Below are 18123 nucleotides of genomic sequence, written 5' to 3'. Positions count from 1 at the left end.
CCAGGGGCGAGGCAGACCTCAGGCGACAGGCCGACTCGTTCTCATGCGGGCGTACGCGTAGACACATCCCGCGAGCGCCAGGTCGGACAGGAGCATGAAGCCGATCGAGTACGAGTCCTTCGCGCTGTAGATCGCGCCCATGACCAGCGGCGGTACGAAGCCGCCGAGACCGCCCATCGCTCCGACGATGCCGGTCACGCTGCCCACCTGGGGTTGTGGGGTCACCTGCGAGACGAGGGCGAAGACGCTGCCGCTGGCCGTCCCGAGCCCGGCGCCCATGCACAGCAGGGCGATGGTGCCGCCCGGGTACAGCGTGGGGTCGAAGGCCTGCACGATCGCGAGCAGGGCGACCAGACCGAGTGCGGTGGCCGTGACCAGAGCGGGGTGGACGCGGTCCGACAGCCAGCCGCCGATCGGTCGGAAGACGACGGTGGCCAGGGCGAAACCGGCCGCTTTGGAGCCCGCGTCGGTGGGCGACAGTTCGTACCAGGTCTTGAGATACGTGGGCAGGTACACGCCGAACGCGACGATCCCGCCGAACCCGATCGCGTACAGCGCGGACAGTTCCCATGTCACGCGCAGCCGCACCGCCTGCCCGAGCCGCGAACCGAGCGACGCCGTGGGCACGGGCCGGTCCGGCCGGTCCGTGATCAGCAGCGCGGCCAGCGCGGCGTACGCGGCGAGAGCCACCGCCACGACGGTGAACGGCAGGTGATAGCCGTGCTTGGCGATCCGGGGCGTCAGGTACCCGGAGAGGGCCACGCCGCCCATGCCCATGCCGAACACGCCGAGCGCGAAGCCTCGTCTGCTGGGCGGGAACCAGGAGTTGACCAGGGGGATGCCGATCGCGAACGTCGTGCCGCCCAGTCCGAGCAGGAAGCCGACCACGAGCATCAGGCCGTAGCTGTCGCGCGCCGGGATCAGCAGGAGGACCGGCACGGTGGTCAGCGCGGACATCAGCGGGAACATCAGCTTCGCGCCGTACCGGTCGGTCAGCGCACCCACCGGAATCCGGCCCAGGGAGCCGACGAGCACCGGGACGGCCACGAGCAGCGACTGCTGCAGCGAGCTGAGGTGCAGCCGGTCCTTGTAGTCACCGGCCAGAGGCGCGATCAGGTCCCACGCCCAGAACGTCAGCGTGAACCCGACGGTCGCCATCACCAGGTTGCGGTAAGCGGCGGCGGTCGGCTTCAGATCGCTGTGCGCGGAGGGGGTGGGCTTCGCGACGGTGTCCACGTCCCCAGTCAATGCGCCCGGGGGATCCGGGGCGCGCCGGACTGCGCCGTACGGGGTACCTCCGTGCGCGGCCGAGCCCCCGGCTCAGGCCGGCCGCGCATGACCATGGGGACCTCCCTGCCATGCTGCGATCCCTTCACCTGACGGGACCGGCGGGCGGGGAGGTTGTGACGGGACCGCGGGCTGGGACGTTGATCCTGACGCATCATCAAGTTACCTGCGGGCGACGTGAGTTACTTCCCTCAATGCGTGGCCGACCCCCGGCTGATCGGCCGTGCGGGACGCGAAGGGGATCGTCGTCGTGCTCGGCCGGTCGAGCCGGCTCGGGTTGGGTAGCGTGGAGCTTCCGCACGTTCCCGCGTCCCACGGAGTGGCCCATGTACGTTCGCCGGATCGTTCCCAACTTCCGGTCCGAGGGTCAGGCCCTCGCCGAGAGCTCCGACTTCTATGGCGCGCTCGGCTTTGAGGAAGTCATGAACCACGGCTGGATCGTCACGCTCGCCTCCACGGACAACCCCGCCGTGCAGCTGAGTCTGATGACCAAGGACCGGACGGCCCCGGTCACGCCGGACGTGAGCATCGAGGTGGAGGACGTCGACGCGGTCCACCGGGCGATGGTGGAGCGCGGCGCCGAGATCGTCCATCCCCTGACGGACGAGGAGTGGGGCGTCCGCCGGTTCTTCGTCCGGGACCCCAACGGCCGGGTCGTCAATGTGCTCAGCCACTCCTGAGGCTGGTTCGTTGTGGGCGGTGCGACCGACCCGGCTCAGTTCCCCCGTGCGTCCGGGCCGTAGAGGGCGGCGATGTTCTCGGAGCTGGTCCACCGGCTGTAGGTGGGTGACTGCGGCCAGCCCTTGGGGGAGTCCTGCCATTCCTCCTGGCGACCGTAGGGCAGCAGGTCGATCAGGGCGAAGGTGTGGCTGAGTTGCTCGGTGCCCCGGCCGTTGGTGTGCCACGTGCGGTAGACGCTGTCGCCGTCGCGCAGGAACACGTTGACGGCGAACCCCCCGCCGGGCGGTGTGCCGACGTCGGTGCCGAACGGGCTGTTCGCGGTGGAGTACCAGGTCATCCTGTTGCCGACCCGCCGTTTGTACGCGAGGGCTTCGTCGAGAGGACCCTGGGTGACGATGACGAACCGGGCGTCGTAGGCATCCAGGAATTCCAGCCGGGTGAACTGCGATGTGAACCCCGTACAGCCCGCGCACTGCCACTTCTCGCCGGGGAACCACATGTGGTTGTAGACGATCAGCTGGTCCTTTCCGTCGAAGACGTCGGCCAGTCGGACCGGCCCTTCCTCGCCTTCGAGGGTGTAGTCGGGCATCTCGACCATCGGCATCCTGCGGCGCTGGGCGGCGATGGCATCGAGCTGCCGGGTGGCGGCCTTCTCCTGCACGCGCAGCTCGTCGAGCCGGCGCTGCCAGGTCTCGGCGTCGACGACGGGTGGTAGTGCCTGGGCGGTCATGGGCTCCTCCGGGGTTCGTGACATCGGGCTCGTAGGGGTGGACCGTTCCTACACGCGAAACTCATCGCTCCCCGGCCAAACTCATCGCTCCCCGGCCAACTCGGCGACGCTTCGGGGAGGGACGGTGTGAGAACCGGCACCACCTGGAACAGGGCTCGGCCGAACACGGCCTGCCCCGCTCGGCCTCAGGGGCGAAGTCCCGCCGGCAGGGCGCCCGTTCGTCCAGTTCGGTGCGCCACACGGCGATCCGGTTCAGCAGTTCGGGGTCCGGGATGCACAGGATCGTGGAAGGCCACCTGCCTATAGTGCGCAGGAACTGGCAAGCCAGCCGCTGAGGGGGTGTGTGGCCCGGGCCGGCGCGGTGGGCATGTGCGGGCAGGCGCGAGTGAGCTGTCGACCAGGGGTGCCCCTTGCCCGATGACCGCTCCCCTCGGGACCGGCACCCCATGTATGACGCAGGTCACGGGAACGCCTGAGCGTGAGCGGACAACTCTTGACGTGAACCATTCGATATACGACCGCATACGCGACGGCGACCCCGGGGCGTTCCGGGAGCTCTTCGACGAGCACGCGCAGCTGGTCTACCGGCATGCCGTGCGTGTCACGGGCGACTGGGCGTTGGCGGAGGACGTCGTCTCGCTGACGTTCCTGGAGGCGTGGCGGCTGCGTGAGCGCCTACGCGACGAGGGCGAGAGCCCCAGACCCTGGCTGATGGGCATCGCCGTGAACGTCCTGCGCAATGTTTCGCGCGCGGCCCGTCGGCATAGAGCGGCGATGGCTCGCGTCCCAGTGCGCAATACCGTGCCGGACTTCACGGACGAGTTGGTGGGCCGCATGGCCGACGCGGAGCAGCTCGCGGCGGCCCAGCGGGCCCTGGGCAAACTCCGCCGCCGCGAACGCGAGGTGGTCACCCTGTGCGTCTGGTCCGGGCTGACCTACCCAGAGGCAGCCGAGGCCCTGGGCGTACCGGTGGGCACCGTGCGGTCCCGGCTGTCCCGGGCGCGGACCCGGCTGCGCAACCTCGCCGAACGTGAACTGTGGAAGGGCGCCGAAGCAGCGGCGCGGGGCCCCGCAGGGCCTTCCGACGACCCCCGTACAGCCCGGCCGAAGAAGGAGCGGAACCGATGACGCGCATGCCCTGGAGGCGGCACGAGCCGCTCCATACCTCCGAGTTCGACCTGTTGATTCCGGCGCCGGGCGGCCCGCAGATGCCGGAGGACCGGCACACCGCGCTCGCCGGGCACCTGGAGAGTGAAATCCGGCGCGCTTCCGCGCCTGCCGCCATGCGGCGCGCCGGCCTGCGTCGCACGGTCTGGATCGGCGTTCCGGTGGCCGCCGTGCTGGCCGCCGGTGTGATCGTGCCCGGGTCCCTGCACCTGGGCGGGGCGTCCGGCCAGGGGGCGGGGGCCGGCGGTCACCGGGACGCCGGCTCGCGGGAGAAGCCCCCGTGGATGCCACTCGTACCCGGCACCACCGAGAACCTCTCCGCGACCGTCGACCGCATCGTGCTGGCTGCGGCGGCCCAGCCCTCCCTCACACCACGCCCGGACCAGTTCATCTACATCAAGAGCAAGGTGTCCTTCCTCCGGGGCGAGAAGAACGTCGACACGGGGAAGGTGGAGACGTGGATCAGCCCCCTGCACACCCGCCAGATCTGGAAGTCCCCCGACGGGAAGAAGGGATTCCTGTACGAACCGGGCGGCGCCCTCAGCGACGTGGACCCCAACGGCACGGACCTCGACGACGGGCCGCACACTTCCGGCGACAAGCGCCACTCCTACAACAGCATGAAGGCCCTCCCCACCGACCCCGACGCCCTGTTGAAGCGGCTCTACCAGGGAGGCAAGCGAGGCAACCACGACGACGACTGGATGGCGTTCAAGGAGATCAACAGTCTCCTGTCCGAGCAGATCGCCCCCTCGGCCACCAGCGCCGCCCTCTACAAGGTGGCGGCCCAGATCCCGGGGGTCGAACTCGTCCCGAAGGCCACCGACGCGGACGGCCGCCAGGGCATCGCCATCGCCTTCACCCAGGGATCCAGCCGACACGAGTGGATCTTCGACAAGGACACCTACACCTACCTGGGCCAGCGCGAAGTCCTGGTGAAGGAGGAGGACGGCCTGAAGCCGGGCACGGTGGTTGGGCAGACGACGGTGGTCGAACGGGCCGTCACGGACGCGAAGAAGGAACTCCCGGACGGCAAGCGGCTATGAGCCGTTCACGGCCGGCGCGAGCATCCTGGGAATCAGCCATACCAGCCTTCGCCCGCGAATAGGCCTCCCACCGGCTGATCGACTCCATGTCGATGGTGGAGAAGCTCGGCAAGGACATACGGCCTCCGTGCTCCCGCTGCGGAGGCCGCACGCCCGGCGGCGCCGTCACCGCCGGGGGACCCTCCCCGTTCTTCGGCCGATGGCAGGGCGTGGGTCCGGTGCCGGCGGCCTGTTGCCACGAGGAGAGCCTCTGCTTCCACGTTCGTGCACCGCGGCCGGGTCCGACATGTGCGGACCGGGCCCGACCGCGGGCCGAACGGCCTGGATGTTTCCCGGCTGTACTCGCCGTGTGAAGGAGCTGTGCCCAGCCCACCGCTACCGTGTGGTTCTTCACGGTCTTCTCGGACAGGTAGAGCCGCCGGCCGATCTGGGGCATCGTCCGGGCGGCCTGGGCGAGAGTGGCGTCGGCGTGCACCGTGACCCCTTCGTCTTGGCCTACGACGAATACGACGCCAAGCCCTACCGCTGGACCTACGACGGCAGCCCACTCAAAGCCGCATGAACCCCCGAAGGATCAACGCTAGGGCTGGAAGAGTACTTCCGGATTGTTAGGCGAGGGGCCGTCCAGCAGCGGACTGTGGATCCCCTTCAGCGTCTGGTCGAAGAACGCTGTCACGTACTCGCGGGTGATCACGATTCCACGTTCGGGGTCGAGGGGCGGCGTCGGGAACCCGGCCTGCTCGTGAAGCAGGTCCAGGTCGGCGAAGCTGAAGTGGTCGGCGCCGGCGACCGTCAGCCACTTCTTGTAGCCGCCGAGGGCGGCCCAGGCCTGCCCCCACGTGGTGTCGTGGCCGCCGACCGGGTGGTTGTCGGCCGTGCCCAGCATGAGGAGCGGCCGGTTGATCTGGCCGGGCATCGGGGCCGGGTGGAAACTGCCGTCCATGTTCACTCCGGCCCGTACGCGTGGGTCGGCGATCATCGTGGCGGCGGCCGCCGCTCCGCCGATGGAGTGTCCGGCCATGCCGATCTCGTGCTTGTCGATGAGGTGTGCCAGGGGCCACGCGGTATTGCCATGCGTCAACCGGTCGATCACGAAGGACACGTCCCGCGCACGGTTGGCGGCGACGGAGTCGAAGTCGAGCCCCGGGTCATCGCAGATCGCGCACGGCGGCGTCTGGCCGTTCGCCAGCGTCTCGCCGCTGTCCCCGTAGGTGTCGCCGACGAGCGCGACGACGTAGCCGTGACTGGCCAGGTCGGTCGCGAGCGAGGTGAGCGTGATGCGCGGGTCCTCGAACGCAGGGGAGAGGACCACCAGCGGATGCTTGCCGCGTTGCGGCCGCGCGCCGTCGAAGGCGTGGGTGGTGACGCCGGAAAGGCTCTGCGGGGTGATGCCGGAGCCGGCCGGCAGCTTCGTGCGCCGGAGGATTCCGGCTGCCTCGGCGAGGGTCATGTAGGGGGCCGGAGTCCCGGTCCCCGGGACGGCCGGGTAGACCATCGTGACGGCCAGTTGGCGGGGGCCGGACGACGGCACCCACGGGTCGGGACGGTTCGCGTCGGTGAGGTGGATGACGTCCTCGCCGGCGGCGTAGGGGCCGGTCGGCGCGGGGAGCGCGCCTTGGAAGGACCGCGTGGGCGCGGTGGCCGTGGCCGGTGCGGTGTCGAACACGTGCGTGGCCGACGGTGTGGTCGTAGCGGCGAACCCGGCGCCGGTTCCGGTGACGAGGGCGGCGAGCGTCAGCACCGCGACAGCGTTGATACGGCGATTGCGTTTCATGGGACCGACGCTAGGTTCCGCGGCTCCTCCGTCGCGTCGGCCGGTGGATGTCACCGTTCCCCAGGCCGTCGGCCCGGGGATGTACCCCGCGTACATCCCCGGGCCGACGCGTGGAGCCGACGCCGCTGAATACGATCTCCGTATGGAAGAGCTTCTCCAGCGTCTCTCGACATCGAAGCGCATGACCTGGCTGACGGACCAGGCCGTGGTGCTGGCCACCACCTGCTTCTACGCGGTGATGCTCTGCTGGTCGATCGCTCAGGTTCCGCACCACGAAGGCCTGTTCCGGTTTCCCGGACTCGGGCCCTTCCAGATCCAGATGATGGGTCTGTGCGTCGTGCTCGCCCTTCCGGTTCTGCTGGTGCGCCGTCTGCCGGCGGCGGTCTTCGCGGTGGTCCTGGGCGAATCGGTCCTCGGCGACGTTTTCGGCGTGCGGCCCTGGATCGTGTTCGTCCTGCTCGTCGTCTTGGGCGGATACATCGCCGTCCGGCGGCCGAAGGCGGCCGCCTTCGCCTCCGTCGCGGCCGTCGCGGTCGCGTTCGTCGCGAACATCGACGTCTACCCCGGGGAGACCCTCGGCGACGCGGTCCAGTGGGCCGGGGGGCTCGCGTTGTGGTTCGCGGTCGCGTGGGTCTTCGGGGGTGTGTATCGCAAACGCCGTGAATACCTCGAAGCCCTGCAGGAGCAGACCGCGGCCCGCGTCGTCATGGCCGAGCGGCTGCGGATCGCCCGTGAACTGCACGACAGCGTCGCGCACAGCATCGGAATCATCACAGTGCTGTCGGGAGCGGCGGCGCGGGTCGTGGAGACCAAGCCCGAGCAGACGAGGCAGGCGCTGGGCGGCATCGAGACCACCAGCCGGGAGACGCTGCTCGGGCTGCAGCGCATGCTCGGGGCGCTCCGCCGCGCCGAGCCGGACGATGCCATGCCGCCGGCCGCTCCGCTGGCGCCGGCCGGCAGCCTGGCCGACGTCCCGCGGCTCGCCGAACGCACGGCCGACGCCGGGGTGCGGGTCCATGTGGCCTGGCGGGGCGAGCAGCGTCTGCTGCCGCCGGAGATCGAGCTGTCGGCGTTCCGGATCATCCAGGAGTCGGTGACGAACGTGGTGCGGCATTCCGGGGCGCGGACGTGCCGCGTCGCGGTGGGTTACGAGCCGAAAGGGGTGACGATCGAGGTGGTGGACGACGGGGACGACGGTCTCGGCGGGCCGGGCCGTCCGAGACACTCCGCGGCCGGCGCGAGCGGCTTCGGCCTGCTCGGCATGCGCGAGCGAGTGACGTTGCTGTCCGGCCAGTTCAGCGCGGGCCGGCGTCCGGAGGGCGGATTCCGGGTGACGGCGAGCCTCCCGGCATGAGCGTGCGGGTGCTGCTGGTCGATGACCAACCCCTGATGCTGGTCGGGCTCGGGATCCTGATCGGCGACACCGACGACTTGGAGGTGGTCGGCGAGGCCGGCGACGGCCGGGAGGCGGTACGCCTGGTCCGTGAGCTGCGGCCGGACGTCGTGGTGATGGACATCCGGATGCCGGGCATGGACGGGATCGAGGCGACCCGACAGGCGACCGCCGAGCCGGACCCGCCCAAGGTCTTGGCGCTGACGACCTTCGACCACGACGAGTACGTCTACGGCGCACTGCGCGCCGGGGCCAGCGGATTCCTGCTCAAGAGCATGGCCCTGGACGCGATCCTGGAAGCGATCCGCGTGGTGGCCGCAGGCGACGCGCTGATCGCGCCGAGCGTGACCCGACGGCTGATCGCGGACTTCGCCGGAACGTCCGGCCCCGCGGCCCCCGCATCGGACGCCGGGCCCGCCGCGGAATCGAGTCGCATCGCGGGGATCACCGACCGGGAGCGCGAGGTGCTGGCACTGGTCGGACAGGGACTGTCGAACCCTGAGATAGCCGAGCGGCTGGTGATCAGCGCGGCGACCGCGAAGACCCATGTCGCGCGCCTGTTCGCCAAGCTCGAAGCCCGGGACCGCGTCCACCTGGCGATCATCGCCTTCGAAACCGGACTCGTGCCGCGTAGACGGTAGGGGCAGGATCAGAAGAACGATCGCGACGACGAGTCCGCCGCGTTCCAGCTGCGCCGGCACACCCCTGGTCGCAGCAGGATGGGGCTTCGGGGAGTATCTGTCGCTCGCGCCGGCGCCGCCGGAGGCCCGGGTGGGCGGCCGGTCGGTGCTGCTGATCCCGGCCCGTGCCACCGCCCTCGGTCCGGACGCGCTGCCGACGGACTACCGACGGCTGCTGACGATCGTGCGCGACGCGGCCGGCCGGTCACAGTCCGGACGGCCGGGGAGGTGCTTGGCCTGCCGGTCGAGGTACGCGGCAAGCTGGAGCCGCTGCGGGCGAAGCTGAACCGGCTGGCAGACCGGGCCTGACTGCGGAAACGCTGGTCATGGCAGAAGGCGCCACTGGCTCACCCCACCTGCGTCCAGTCTCCGATGATCTCGTCGCCGAGGTTGCACCATGCGGTGCTCTCCGCACTCGCCCATACCCAGGGGCCGTAGTGCACGTACTGGTAGCCCCCCAGAGTTTCACACGTGATCACCTCACGGTATCGCCCCGAGTCGCACCAGGTTTTGTTCCCGTGGTGGCCCGCACTGCCGAACACCCGCTGCCCCCAACATGACTTCAGTGCGGAGTCGCTGGACGCAGGAGAAGCGGTCAGTGACGAGCCGCTGTCCGCTACAGCGCTCGGCGCGAGGGACAGCGCTCCCCCCAGGACGAGCGCCGTTGAGGCTACTGTCGTTGCGATACGACCTTTGAACATGTGTATCCCCAGAAGTTGACGAGATGTCTGAACGCGTCGGCCACGCAGCGGCCTCTCGGCGCTTCAACGGGCCTTCCCGCGTTGCCGGTTGACGGCGTGCCCCTGGTCGGCGGGGCGCATACGATGCTGCCGTCCGGCCCCTGCCTCCGACAGGACGTCCGGCGGACGTTTGGCGGACGTTCTCCCGGGTTGGCCACGATCCCGCAGGGAAGTGAAGCCGTGGGGCCCGTGGCCACGCGATCAGGGGCCCGCGGGGCAAGGAGGAGGACATGCCGGAACGGTTCGATACGGTGCTGCGCGCCTACAGGCGGCGGGCCGGACTGACCCAGGAGGAGCTGGCGGAGCGGGCGGGGTTGTCGGCCAGGACTATCCGCGCGCTGGAGTCCGGGCAGGGACGGGTGCCCCGTATGACTTCAGTGCGAGAGGTCGCGAAGGCGCTCGGGCTGGGGGCGGACGACCAACGGCGCCTGCTCTCCACGGCCGCGGCCGACGAGCCGGAGGGGGCGGGGCCCGGACCCCTTGGGCGCCGCCGGTATCTGCCGTATGACATACCGGACTTCACCGGGCGCACCGCCGAGGTGGCCCGGCTCGCGGAGCTGGTCAGCGGCGGCGCGAGCGCGGTGGTGGTCTCGGCGATCGACGGCATGGCAGGCGTCGGCAAGACCACGCTGGCGGTGCACGCCGCCCATCTCATGGCCGGAAGGTTCCCGGACGGCCAGTTCTACTGCGACCTCCATGGCTTCACCCCGGGGTACGCCCCCATGGGGCCGGCGTCGGCGCTGGAGGCACTGCTGCGCATGGCCGGTGTCGACGGCGCGCGCATCCCGCACACCCTTCATGAGCGGTCGGCTTTGTGGCGTACCACGCTGTCGGGCTGGCGGGCGCTGGTGGTGCTGGACAACGCCGCTGACGCGGAGCAGGTGCGTCCGCTGCTGCCCGGCTCCGCCTCGTGCGCGGTGCTGGTGACCTCGCGGCGGCGGCTCCTGTCCCTGGAGGGTGCCGTCCCGCTCTCGCTCGATGTGCTGCCCGAGGCGGAGGCATGCGCGCTGGTCGCCCGGATCGCGGGACACGACCGGGTCGCCGACGCGCCCGAGGCGGTCGCCGAGATCGCCGGACTCTGCGGCTACCTGCCGCTGGCCATCCGGATGGCGGCGGCCCGGCTCGCCCACCGGCCCGCGTGGAGGGCGCAAGACCTCGCCGCCGAGCTTCGCGCGGGCCGCCGCCCCTCCGGCCGCAGCGGCAACGAGCAGGCGGTCAGCACGGCCTTCGCCCTCTCCTACGCGCGCCTCGGCCCCAGCCACCAGCGGCTGTTCCGGCTGCTCGGCCTGCACCCCGGCGCCGATCTCGACGCGTACGCGGCCGCGGCCCTGGCGGGCACGGACGTCGCGACGGCACGACAGTGGCTGGAGCACCTCGTCGACGTACACCTGCTGGAGCAATATGAACCCCACCGCTATCAACTGCACGATCTGCTCCGCCGACACACCCAGGAGATCCTGGGCGAGACCGAGCCGGCCGCACAGCGGGAAGAGGCGGAGCTCCGGCTCCTCGACCACTATCTGCACACGGCGCTCAACGCCCGCCCCCTGGTGGCGCCGGGACAGCGGCTACTCGCATTCGAGGTCGCCTGCCCGCCCGCCGACACCCCGGACGTGAGCGACCGGGCCTCGGCCCTGGCCTGGTACGAGGCCGAGCACGCGAACCTCGTCGCGATGATCGCGCACGCCGCCGCGCGGGACAGGAACGAGCACGTCTGGCGGTTTCGGTGAGGCCGTCGGCCACCACGCACAAGCGCTCTCCCTCAGCCGCCGGATGGGCGACCGGCGCGCCGAGAGCGAGGTCCTCAACGACCTCGGTGCCACCTACCACGCAGCCGGCCGCCGTGACGCCTCCCGCCGCCGACACCAGTTGGCCCTGTACATCGCCCGCGCCATCGACAGCAGCCCGCAGATCGCCCGCGCCCACCAGGGCATCGCCCACACCCTGGCCCCTGACGACCCCGACGCCGCCCGCGACCACGCCAAGCAGGCACTCGCGATCCATGGCGAGCTGAGCGCCCCCGAAACCACTGAGCTCATCGCGTTCCTCGACGCCCTGGACCGGGGCCCGGGCGCGGGCCACTGACAGCCACTCATCCAGGGGCCGTTCCGGCCCCGGCCCGGCGGGAAGACCGGGCCGGGCGCCCGTGACCCACCTCCACCCCGCCCTGTTCCAGCCGCACGGAGCAGTCCGTGCTCGATCGTCCGGCCGCGCCATGGGACAGCCGATAACCCGCTGGTCAGGGTGATGGCGGAACTCGCGGCGCGGCATCCCGGCCGGTGTGTCGGGTGAGTTCGGCTTCGAGGTCCTCCACGCGCCGCTGCAGGGCCTGGAGGGCGACGACGGTGACACCGAAAGCATCGACGACGGAGAGCGTGGTGTCGCTGTCGCCCAGACCGAAGGCGGCCTTCCACTCCTGAGCCATGGGCCCGAGGTGGCGCACGTGCTCGGGTTCGGTGTCGTAGCGTCAGGTGTAGACGGGGAGCGCGGCGACTTTGGCCAGTACGTCGTGGCCGTTGACCCGTGTGCCGCTCGGAGTGGGCATCTGCGAGTCGTCGGGGGAGGCGGAGCGGGCGGGAACGGCGGCCGCGATCGGCAGGACCGCGCTGAGCCGGCCTCCCGGGCGACGAGCTCCGCCCTCGCCGCACCGTCCGCGGGGGACAGTCACCCCACGCGGCGCAGTGCCTCGGGCGTGAGGTCCTTCAGAGCGGGATATCCGTCGACGGCCATGATCAGGCCAGCCTCGGCCGGCAGCGGGCGCAGCGCGTGTACAACGCCGCCGACACGGCCGAGCGCCAGCCCGTAGCAGTACGGGCGCCCGATCCCCACCGCGGTGGCGCCCAGCGCCAGTGCCTTGATGATGTCGGCGCCGGTGTGCAACCCCGAGTCGAACAGGACCGGCGCCAGGCGTATGCGCCTGGCGATCACGGACAGTGTTAGCGTGATACGTACCTGTCACGCGGGCAGGTCCGGGCGGCTTGGGGGCGGGGAGTGGAAAGCGGGAAGGGTGTGCCGCTGTGCGCACCGACCATTGAGGACGACGAGATCGCCGCGGTGGTGGCCGTGCTGCGCTCGGGGTGGCTCGCCTCGGGGCCGCAGGCGGCGGAGTTCGAGGGCGCGTTCGCCCGGTCGGTGGGGGCGCCGTACGCGGTCGCGGTGGACTCGGCCACGGCCGGACTGCACCTGGTGCTGGCCGCGCTGGGGGTCCGTCCCGGTGACGAGGTGATCGTCCCCTCGCTGACGTGGCCGGCCACCGCCAATGTCGTCGAACTCCTCGGTGCCCGGGCGGTGTTCGCGGATGTTCTGCCGGGGACGTTGCTGATCGACCCCGCTGATGTGGCACGCCGGATCACCGGCCGCACCAAGGCGGTCATCCCCGTGCACTACGCCGGGGCGCCGGCCGATCTGACGGCTCTGCGCGCGGTGGTGGCCGAACGGGGAATCGCCCTGGTACATGACGCGGCGCACGCGCTGGGCACGCGATACGGCGACGAGGCCATCGGCTGCGGGCGCGAGCCCGCGGTCTTCAGCTTCCACCCGGTCAAGAACATCACCACCGCGGAAGGCGGGATGATCACGCTGGCCGACGGTGAACTGGCGGAGCGGGTAAGGCTGTTACGTTTCCACGGACTCACCAAGGACTCGTGGGCACGGCACCGCGGTGGCGGGCCGGGAACCTATGAAGTGCTCTCGCCGGGCTGGAAGTACACCATGCCCGATCTGCATGCGGCCCTGGGCCTGGTACAACTGCCCAAGCTGGCGCGCTTCACGCCCGACGCGCCGAACTGGCCGAGCGCTACGGCACCTTGCTCTTCGGCCTGGACGCGATCCGGCTCCCCGAGGTCCCTCCGTACGATCACACGCACGCCTGGCACCTGTACCCGATCCGCCTGGAGCCGCAGCGGCTCGCTGTGGACCGGGACGGCTTCATCGCCGCGCTCAAGGAGCACGGTGTGGGGGCGGGTGTGCACTTCTCCCCCGTCCACCTGCAGCACTACTACCTGCGCGGCAGCGAGCCCCGGCATCGTCTGCCGGTCACCGAGGCCGCCGCACGAGCCCTGGTCTCGCTGCCGCTGTTCCCGGGCATGACCGACGAGCAGCAGGACACCGTGGTGGCGGCGGTGCGGACGGTCATCGGCCATCATCGCGTGCCCGTCCCGGGTGACGTTCGATGAACGTGGTGGTCTTCGCCTACCAGGAGGTTGGCTGCCGCACCCTGGAAGTGCTCACGGAACTCGGCGTACGGGTCGGCTGCGTCTACACCCACCGCGACGATGGTGATGAGAACCGCTGGTTTCGGTCGGTGCGCCAAGTCGGCGCCTCACTCGGCATGCCCGTCCGCGTGGCCGACCCCCGTACCGAGGCCGAACAGCTCCACATCCGGGGCCTGAAGCCATCAGCCCTGGTGAGTGCGTACTGGCGGCGATTGCTGTCGCAATCAGTGCTCGCCCTCGCCCCCATCGCGGTGAATCTGCACGGCAGCCTGCTGCCGCGCTACCGAGGCCGGGCTCCGGTGAACTGGCAGATCCTGCACGGTGAGCGTCAGGGCGGGGTGAGCCTGCACCACATGGTCGCCGAGCCGGACGCGGGCGACCTCGTCGACCAGGAGCCGTTCCCCATCAGTTCCGACGACACCCCATTGGACGTGTACGCCAAACTCGTCCCGGCCGCGGCCACCGTCGTGCGCCGCAGCATTCCGGCCCTGCTCACCGCAGATGCGCCGCGTTGGCCGCAGGTCGCCTCGAAGGCGACGGTGTTCGGCGCCCGTCGGCCCGCCGACGGGCGCATCGACTTCCGGTACGCCAGTGAAGACGTCCGCAACCTGATCCGCGCCGTCACCCGCCCCTACCCCGGCGCCTTCACCTACGCCGGTGCGCACCGGGTCACCGTCTGGCGGGCATCCCACCCCGAGACGCCCGGTCCGCGCGTACCCACCACGACGGCGGGCGAGGTCCTGATCGACGGGGCGGAGACGTTCGTCGTGTGCGGGGACGGCCGCCGCCTGCGCCTGGACGACATCGAGATCGACGGCCACCGCGGCGACCCCCGCTCGGGGGAGCACATCCTGCGGCACGGCACTGTCCTCGCCCCTCTCACCGCGTCGGAGGAACGCTCGTGAACCTACTCGTCCTCGGCGCGGGCGGCTTCATAGGCCACCACCTGACCCGCGCCGTACTCGCCCGCACCGACTGGCAGGTCCGGGCACTGGACCTGCACACCGAACGCCTCTCGACCGTGGCGGACCACCCCCGTCTGCACCTGAGGACCGGCGACGTCTTCACCCACGCCGACTGGATCGGGCGGCAGTTGGACTGGGCCGACGTGTGTGTCCCGCTGGCAGCCACCGCCACCCCTTCCTCCTACGTCAATGACCCGCTGGGCACCTTCGACCTCGACTTCACCCACAACCTCGACGTGATCCGCCAGTGCGCAGCGACCGGCACCCGCGTCGTCTTCCCGTCCACCTCCGAGGTCTACGGGATGTGCGAGGACGCGGAGTTCGACGAAAACACCAGCCGCCTGGTGTACGGCCCCGTCGACCGATCCCGATGGATCTACGCGGCGTCCAAACAGCTCCTGGACCGCGTCATCCACGCCCTCGGCGAACACGAGGGCCTGCGCTACACCCTCTTCCGCCCCTTCAACTGGACCGGCCCCGGCCTCGACGACCCGCACAACGCCGCCCCCGGCTCCTCCCGCGTCGTCACGCAGATGCTCGGCCACCTCATCCGCCGCGAACCGATCGTCCTTGTCGACGGGGGGACCCAGCGCCGCTGCTTCACCCACGTCGACGACGGCATCGACGCGCTGCTGCGCATTCTGGAGAACCCTGGCGGCGTGGCCGACGGCCAGGTCTTCAACCTGGGTCACCCCGGCAACGAGCGCTCGATCCGTGAACTGGCCGAGGGCCTGATCCGCCACTTGGCAGACATCCCCGGCTACGAGGACCTGGCCGCCACCGCCCGGATGGTTGAGCGATCCGGCCACGACTACTACGGCCCCGGCTACGAGGACGTCGCCCGCAGGGTCCCCGCGATCCACCACGCCCGGGAACTCCTGGGCTGGGCCCCGGTCCTGGGCTTCGACGCAATCCTGAAGTCCATGGTCGACTGCGTCCGCCCCGCAGCGGTTGAGGAGGGCACCGATCGGCCCCAGAGCGTTGCGTGATCAAGCGCTGAGCGCGTGCAGGGCCCCCGACCCCGCCAGGGCGTACCCCTGCTGCGGCGCTCGCGGACAGAGGCCCGACCTTGTCCCTTCAGCATCCCTTGACCCTTCTGAGCCGCTCCACGTCTGAGGTCGGGGGGGCAGGGTCAGACGCTCCTTCCGGTACCTGGCCGCGGGCGACTACTGGTTCAACGAGGAATCGGCTGATGGCCAGGACGGCCCCAACAGCCGAGTACACACCTGAGCCGATCGACGGCGCCGCCGTCTTCTACGGGGAGTCCCTGGAATGGGCCGCGGCCCGCCGGGCCGCAGCAGGTCACCCTGCGGGACCCGGACGGCGCCCTGTTCACCCTCGACCAGAGTCCCCCCACCCCTTGACCCGTCACGCAGTGACGGCCCTGGGCATCGACAGCGTCAGGGCCTGAGCGGGCCCGGGGGCTCGGCCGGGCTCCGGCCGCGGCGGCAACGTCCGGGAGCTGAGTCACGGGCCCCCGAGGACCCCCGCCCAGTACACCGCGCCGCTGCCGTCAGTCGAAGTTGTCGCGGGCCAGGCGCAGCGCCAGGTCCTGGAGGATGCCGTCGGTGTGCGGCTCGGCGCCGGTCTCGTCGTAGGCGTCCGCGACGGCCTCGAAGGTGGTGATGAATCCACTTACCAGGGCGCTCAGCGGTTCGGAGAGCTGAGTCAGCAGGGCCAGGCCGACTTCCTCGGGGCCGGCTCCGGCGGGGACCGTGAACTGCCCGGGAATCACCTCACCCAGCAGGTCCGAGACGAGGCTCTCCTCGACGCCGGCACGCAACGCTGTCAGGGCGGCAATGGCCTTGAGTTTGATCTCGTTCTGGGTCATGTTCCGAGGATGCCCCGGCCGTGGCAACGTCAGAATGGACGACGCGAGCCCGGAGCCAAGAACAGGGCCGTCCGAAGTCCGTGGGGGAGTTGAGGAGGCTCGACATGGATGACCGGATTCCGGAGACGATGCGGGCCTGGGTCGTCTCGGCTGCCCGCTCTGGCTCGACCGCGCTCGTGGAGCTGCCCGTCCCGGTGCCGGGCCCGGACGAACTGCTGGTCCGGGTCCGCGCCTGCGGGGTGTGCCGGACCGATCTCCATGTCCGTGACGGCGACCTGCCGCCCCACCGGAAGCAGGTCGTACCCGGCCACGAGGCCGTGGGCGACGTCGTCGCGGTCGGCAGCGGGATCACGGCGCCGGAGGTCGGATCCCGGGTCGGCATCGCCTGGCTGCGCAGTACGTGCGGTGAGTGCCGGTACTGCGCGCGAGGCCAGGAGAACCTGTGCCCTTCTTCCCGTTACACCGGCTGGGACGCGCACGGAGGCTACGCCGAGTACGCGACCGTGCCCGCGCGGTACGCCTATGAGATGCCGGCCGGATACGGAGCCGAAGAACTGGCCCCGCTGCTGTGCGCGGGGATCATCGGCTACCGCGCCCTGCGCCGCGCCGAACTGCCCGAGGGCGGCCGGCTCGGCATCTACGGGTTCGGCGCCTCCGCCCACCTCACCGCCCAGCTCGCCATCGCGGAGGGAGCCGCCGTCCACGTGCTCACCCGCTCCCCGGACGCCCAGGCACTCGCCTTGGAACTCGGCGCCGCCTCAGCGGGCGACGCGCGTACAGGGCCGCCCGAGCCGCTGGACGCCGCCATCCTCTTCGCCCCCGACGGCGCCCTCGTCCCCGTGGCTCTGGAGGCACTGGACAGCGGCGGAACGCTGAGCATCGCCGGAATCCACCTCTCCGACATCCCGCCGCTGCACTACCAGCACCACCTCTTCCGCGAACGAACCGTTCGCAGCGTCACCGCCAACACCCGCCAGGACGGACGCGCATTCCTCGCGGCGGCCGCCGAGCACAGCCTTCGGCCCACGCTCACGCCGTACGCCTTCGCACACGCCGACACGGCCCTGGACGACCTCGCGGCGGGCAGGGTGCGCGGAGCGGCGGTACTGCGCATGCCCGGCCCGTGACCTTCCGGCATCCCCGGCCCGCCCTGCTCAGTAGCAGCCACGACGCTTGTGTAGCCACGGCGCGGGTAGACGCACAACGCAGGCGAAGCCGACACAGCAGGAGAGGGGCTGTGCGATGGATGGCCCTGAACTCTCGCAACAGGAACAACGGATCCTCCACGACATCGAGCAGGATCTGAGCGCCGACCAGCTCCTGGACCGCAGGCTGCGCACCCTGCGCCGTGGTATCCGCCCCTGGGCATCCTCAAAGGGCCGGCACGGCCCCCACGGGCTCGGCTTGTGCACCGCGCTTCTCGGCACCGTCTGCGCGGTGCTGTTCGTACGCGCCGCAGCCACCTCGTCCCCCGCACTGATCTGGGCCTTCGCCGCCGTGTGGGTCCTCATGCTGGTCTGCCTGCTCCGGCTCGTAATCCGGTGGTGCCGCACAGTAGCGGCGGCCTCGGAGAGCCGGGAGCCGCGGGCCGGGGGCTGAGATGTGTGTCCGGGCC

At 70.8% G+C, this 18123-nt stretch carries 19 protein-coding genes and 1 pseudogene; 13 read left to right on the top strand and 7 right to left on the bottom strand.

What is annotated here, in order from left to right:
• Nucleotides 1-18: 18 nt before the first annotated feature.
• On the bottom strand, nucleotides 19-1158 hold the full coding sequence (locus ACWC2B_RS19260; RefSeq protein ID WP_450718282.1) for an MFS transporter: 1140 nt from the start codon (nucleotides 1156-1158) through the stop codon (nucleotides 19-21).
• A 455-nt stretch (nucleotides 1159-1613) separates the two neighbouring features.
• Here ACWC2B_RS19260 and ACWC2B_RS19255 point away from each other — a divergent pair, with 455 nt between their 5' ends.
• Complete coding sequence (locus tag ACWC2B_RS19255; protein ID WP_450718032.1) at nucleotides 1614-1967, top strand: VOC family protein; 354 nt, start codon at nucleotides 1614-1616, stop codon at nucleotides 1965-1967.
• 35 nt (nucleotides 1968-2002) lie between these two features.
• On the opposite strand, the gene ACWC2B_RS19250 is transcribed toward ACWC2B_RS19255, so the two are convergent.
• Nucleotides 2003-2698: a DUF899 domain-containing protein gene (locus tag ACWC2B_RS19250; RefSeq protein WP_450718030.1), complete on the bottom strand. Its 696-nt coding sequence runs from the start codon at nucleotides 2696-2698 to the stop codon at nucleotides 2003-2005.
• 498 nt (nucleotides 2699-3196) lie between these two features.
• Here ACWC2B_RS19250 and ACWC2B_RS19245 point away from each other — a divergent pair, with 498 nt between their 5' ends.
• The 3 genes from ACWC2B_RS19245 to ACWC2B_RS19235 all read left to right on the top strand — a co-directional run bounded on the left by ACWC2B_RS19245 (nucleotide 3197) and on the right by ACWC2B_RS19235 (nucleotide 5473).
• Nucleotides 3197-3826 carry an RNA polymerase sigma factor gene (locus ACWC2B_RS19245; RefSeq protein ID WP_450718028.1) on the top strand — a complete coding sequence of 210 codons (630 nt, stop codon included), beginning with the start codon at nucleotides 3197-3199 and terminating at the stop codon, nucleotides 3824-3826.
• Nucleotides 3823-4911, top strand: coding sequence for a CU044_5270 family protein (locus ACWC2B_RS19240; protein WP_450718026.1), 1089 nt, complete (start codon nucleotides 3823-3825; stop codon nucleotides 4909-4911). Before ACWC2B_RS19245 ends, ACWC2B_RS19240 begins: the two co-directional genes overlap by 4 nt.
• 349 nt (nucleotides 4912-5260) lie before the next feature.
• A complete protein-coding gene (locus ACWC2B_RS19235) occupies nucleotides 5261-5473 on the top strand; it encodes a hypothetical protein (RefSeq protein WP_450718024.1) in 213 nt (70 codons plus the stop codon).
• 18 nt (nucleotides 5474-5491) lie between these two features.
• On the opposite strand, the gene ACWC2B_RS19230 is transcribed toward ACWC2B_RS19235, so the two are convergent.
• Nucleotides 5492-6685, bottom strand: a complete 1194-nt coding sequence (locus ACWC2B_RS19230; RefSeq protein ID WP_450718022.1) for an alpha/beta hydrolase family protein — start codon at nucleotides 6683-6685, stop codon at nucleotides 5492-5494.
• Nucleotides 6686-6827: 142 nt separating this feature from the next.
• Here ACWC2B_RS19230 and ACWC2B_RS19225 point away from each other — a divergent pair, with 142 nt between their 5' ends.
• From ACWC2B_RS19225 to ACWC2B_RS19210, 4 genes are all read left to right on the top strand, one after another.
• Entirely contained in the window at nucleotides 6828-8039 is a 1212-nt protein-coding gene (locus ACWC2B_RS19225; RefSeq protein WP_450718020.1) for a sensor histidine kinase, read from the top strand.
• On the top strand, nucleotides 8036-8719 hold the full coding sequence (locus ACWC2B_RS19220) for a response regulator (protein ID WP_450718018.1): 684 nt from the start codon (nucleotides 8036-8038) through the stop codon (nucleotides 8717-8719). Before ACWC2B_RS19225 ends, ACWC2B_RS19220 begins: the two co-directional genes overlap by 4 nt.
• Before the next feature lie 1009 nt (nucleotides 8720-9728).
• The gene (locus ACWC2B_RS19215) at nucleotides 9729-11228 is read left to right on the top strand and encodes an ATP-binding protein (protein WP_450718016.1); all 1500 of its coding nucleotides are present in this window, start codon (nucleotides 9729-9731) and stop codon (nucleotides 11226-11228) included.
• Nucleotides 11229-11271: 43 nt separating this feature from the next.
• Nucleotides 11272-11583: a tetratricopeptide repeat protein gene (locus ACWC2B_RS19210; RefSeq protein WP_450718014.1), complete on the top strand. Its 312-nt coding sequence runs from the start codon at nucleotides 11272-11274 to the stop codon at nucleotides 11581-11583.
• A gap of 154 nt (nucleotides 11584-11737) precedes the next feature.
• Here the strand turns inward: ACWC2B_RS19210 and ACWC2B_RS19205 are convergent, their stop codons facing one another.
• Genes ACWC2B_RS19205 through ACWC2B_RS19195 form a run of 3 tightly spaced genes read right to left on the bottom strand, consistent with a single transcriptional unit; the run spans nucleotide 11738 to nucleotide 12444 of the window.
• Complete coding sequence (locus ACWC2B_RS19205) at nucleotides 11738-11923, bottom strand: hypothetical protein (RefSeq protein ID WP_450718012.1); 186 nt, start codon at nucleotides 11921-11923, stop codon at nucleotides 11738-11740.
• A gap of 42 nt (nucleotides 11924-11965) precedes the next feature.
• Complete coding sequence (locus ACWC2B_RS19200; protein ID WP_450718010.1) at nucleotides 11966-12166, bottom strand: hypothetical protein; 201 nt, start codon at nucleotides 12164-12166, stop codon at nucleotides 11966-11968.
• On the bottom strand, nucleotides 12163-12444 hold the full coding sequence (locus ACWC2B_RS19195; protein WP_450718280.1) for an alpha-hydroxy-acid oxidizing protein: 282 nt from the start codon (nucleotides 12442-12444) through the stop codon (nucleotides 12163-12165). The genes ACWC2B_RS19200 and ACWC2B_RS19195 overlap by 4 nt, the downstream gene beginning before the upstream one ends.
• 45 nt (nucleotides 12445-12489) lie before the next feature.
• Between ACWC2B_RS19195 and ACWC2B_RS19190 the strand changes: the two are divergent.
• The 3 genes and pseudogenes from ACWC2B_RS19190 to ACWC2B_RS19180 form a co-directional block, all read left to right on the top strand.
• Nucleotides 12490-13565: pseudogene (locus ACWC2B_RS19190) on the top strand (aminotransferase class I/II-fold pyridoxal phosphate-dependent enzyme); the annotation flags it as partial.
• Between the two features lie 104 nt (nucleotides 13566-13669).
• A complete protein-coding gene (locus tag ACWC2B_RS19185) occupies nucleotides 13670-14617 on the top strand; it encodes a formyltransferase family protein (protein WP_450718008.1) in 948 nt (315 codons plus the stop codon).
• Nucleotides 14614-15666, top strand: coding sequence for a bifunctional UDP-4-keto-pentose/UDP-xylose synthase (locus ACWC2B_RS19180; RefSeq protein WP_450718006.1), 1053 nt, complete (start codon nucleotides 14614-14616; stop codon nucleotides 15664-15666). Before ACWC2B_RS19185 ends, ACWC2B_RS19180 begins: the two co-directional genes overlap by 4 nt.
• A 524-nt stretch (nucleotides 15667-16190) precedes the next feature.
• On the opposite strand, the gene ACWC2B_RS19175 is transcribed toward ACWC2B_RS19180, so the two are convergent.
• Nucleotides 16191-16508 carry a hypothetical protein gene (locus ACWC2B_RS19175; RefSeq protein ID WP_450718004.1) on the bottom strand — a complete coding sequence of 106 codons (318 nt, stop codon included), beginning with the start codon at nucleotides 16506-16508 and terminating at the stop codon, nucleotides 16191-16193.
• Nucleotides 16509-16636: 128 nt separating this feature from the next.
• Here ACWC2B_RS19175 and ACWC2B_RS19170 point away from each other — a divergent pair, with 128 nt between their 5' ends.
• Both ACWC2B_RS19170 and ACWC2B_RS19165 read left to right on the top strand, forming a co-directional pair.
• Nucleotides 16637-17635 (top strand): zinc-dependent alcohol dehydrogenase family protein, encoded by a 999-nt coding sequence (locus tag ACWC2B_RS19170; RefSeq protein WP_450718278.1) that lies wholly within the window; start codon nucleotides 16637-16639, stop codon nucleotides 17633-17635.
• 115 nt (nucleotides 17636-17750) lie between these two features.
• Nucleotides 17751-18107 (top strand): DUF3040 domain-containing protein, encoded by a 357-nt coding sequence (locus ACWC2B_RS19165; protein ID WP_450718002.1) that lies wholly within the window; start codon nucleotides 17751-17753, stop codon nucleotides 18105-18107.
• The last annotated feature ends 16 nt before the right edge of the window (nucleotides 18108-18123 follow it).

Source organism: Streptomyces sp. NPDC001415 (genome assembly GCF_053597395.1).
The sequence above is the reverse complement of the archived record's forward strand: the minus strand, read 5'-3'. Positions and strand labels throughout refer to the sequence as shown.

Excerpts from the sequence above, each read along its gene's own strand:
- ACWC2B_RS19210 (WP_450718014.1), top strand. The coding sequence starts at position 11,272 with ATGGGCGACCGGCGCGCCGAGAGCGAGGTCCTCAACGACCTCGGTGCC.
- ACWC2B_RS19230 (WP_450718022.1), bottom strand. The coding sequence starts at position 6,685 with ATGAAACGCAATCGCCGTATCAACGCTGTCGCGGTGCTGACGCTCGCC.
- ACWC2B_RS19170 (WP_450718278.1), top strand. The coding sequence starts at position 16,637 with ATGCGGGCCTGGGTCGTCTCGGCTGCCCGCTCTGGCTCGACCGCGCTC.
- ACWC2B_RS19255 (WP_450718032.1), top strand. The coding sequence starts at position 1,614 with ATGTACGTTCGCCGGATCGTTCCCAACTTCCGGTCCGAGGGTCAGGCC.
- ACWC2B_RS19225 (WP_450718020.1), top strand. The coding sequence starts at position 6,828 with ATGGAAGAGCTTCTCCAGCGTCTCTCGACATCGAAGCGCATGACCTGG.
- ACWC2B_RS19240 (WP_450718026.1), top strand. The coding sequence starts at position 3,823 with ATGACGCGCATGCCCTGGAGGCGGCACGAGCCGCTCCATACCTCCGAG.
- ACWC2B_RS19205 (WP_450718012.1), bottom strand. The coding sequence starts at position 11,923 with ATGGCTCAGGAGTGGAAGGCCGCCTTCGGTCTGGGCGACAGCGACACC.
- ACWC2B_RS19185 (WP_450718008.1), top strand. The coding sequence starts at position 13,670 with ATGAACGTGGTGGTCTTCGCCTACCAGGAGGTTGGCTGCCGCACCCTG.
- ACWC2B_RS19215 (WP_450718016.1), top strand. The coding sequence starts at position 9,729 with ATGCCGGAACGGTTCGATACGGTGCTGCGCGCCTACAGGCGGCGGGCC.
- ACWC2B_RS19165 (WP_450718002.1), top strand. The coding sequence starts at position 17,751 with ATGGATGGCCCTGAACTCTCGCAACAGGAACAACGGATCCTCCACGAC.
- ACWC2B_RS19220 (WP_450718018.1), top strand. The coding sequence starts at position 8,036 with ATGAGCGTGCGGGTGCTGCTGGTCGATGACCAACCCCTGATGCTGGTC.
- ACWC2B_RS19260 (WP_450718282.1), bottom strand. The coding sequence starts at position 1,158 with ATGGCGACCGTCGGGTTCACGCTGACGTTCTGGGCGTGGGACCTGATC.
- ACWC2B_RS19175 (WP_450718004.1), bottom strand. The coding sequence starts at position 16,508 with ATGACCCAGAACGAGATCAAACTCAAGGCCATTGCCGCCCTGACAGCG.
- ACWC2B_RS19250 (WP_450718030.1), bottom strand. The coding sequence starts at position 2,698 with ATGACCGCCCAGGCACTACCACCCGTCGTCGACGCCGAGACCTGGCAG.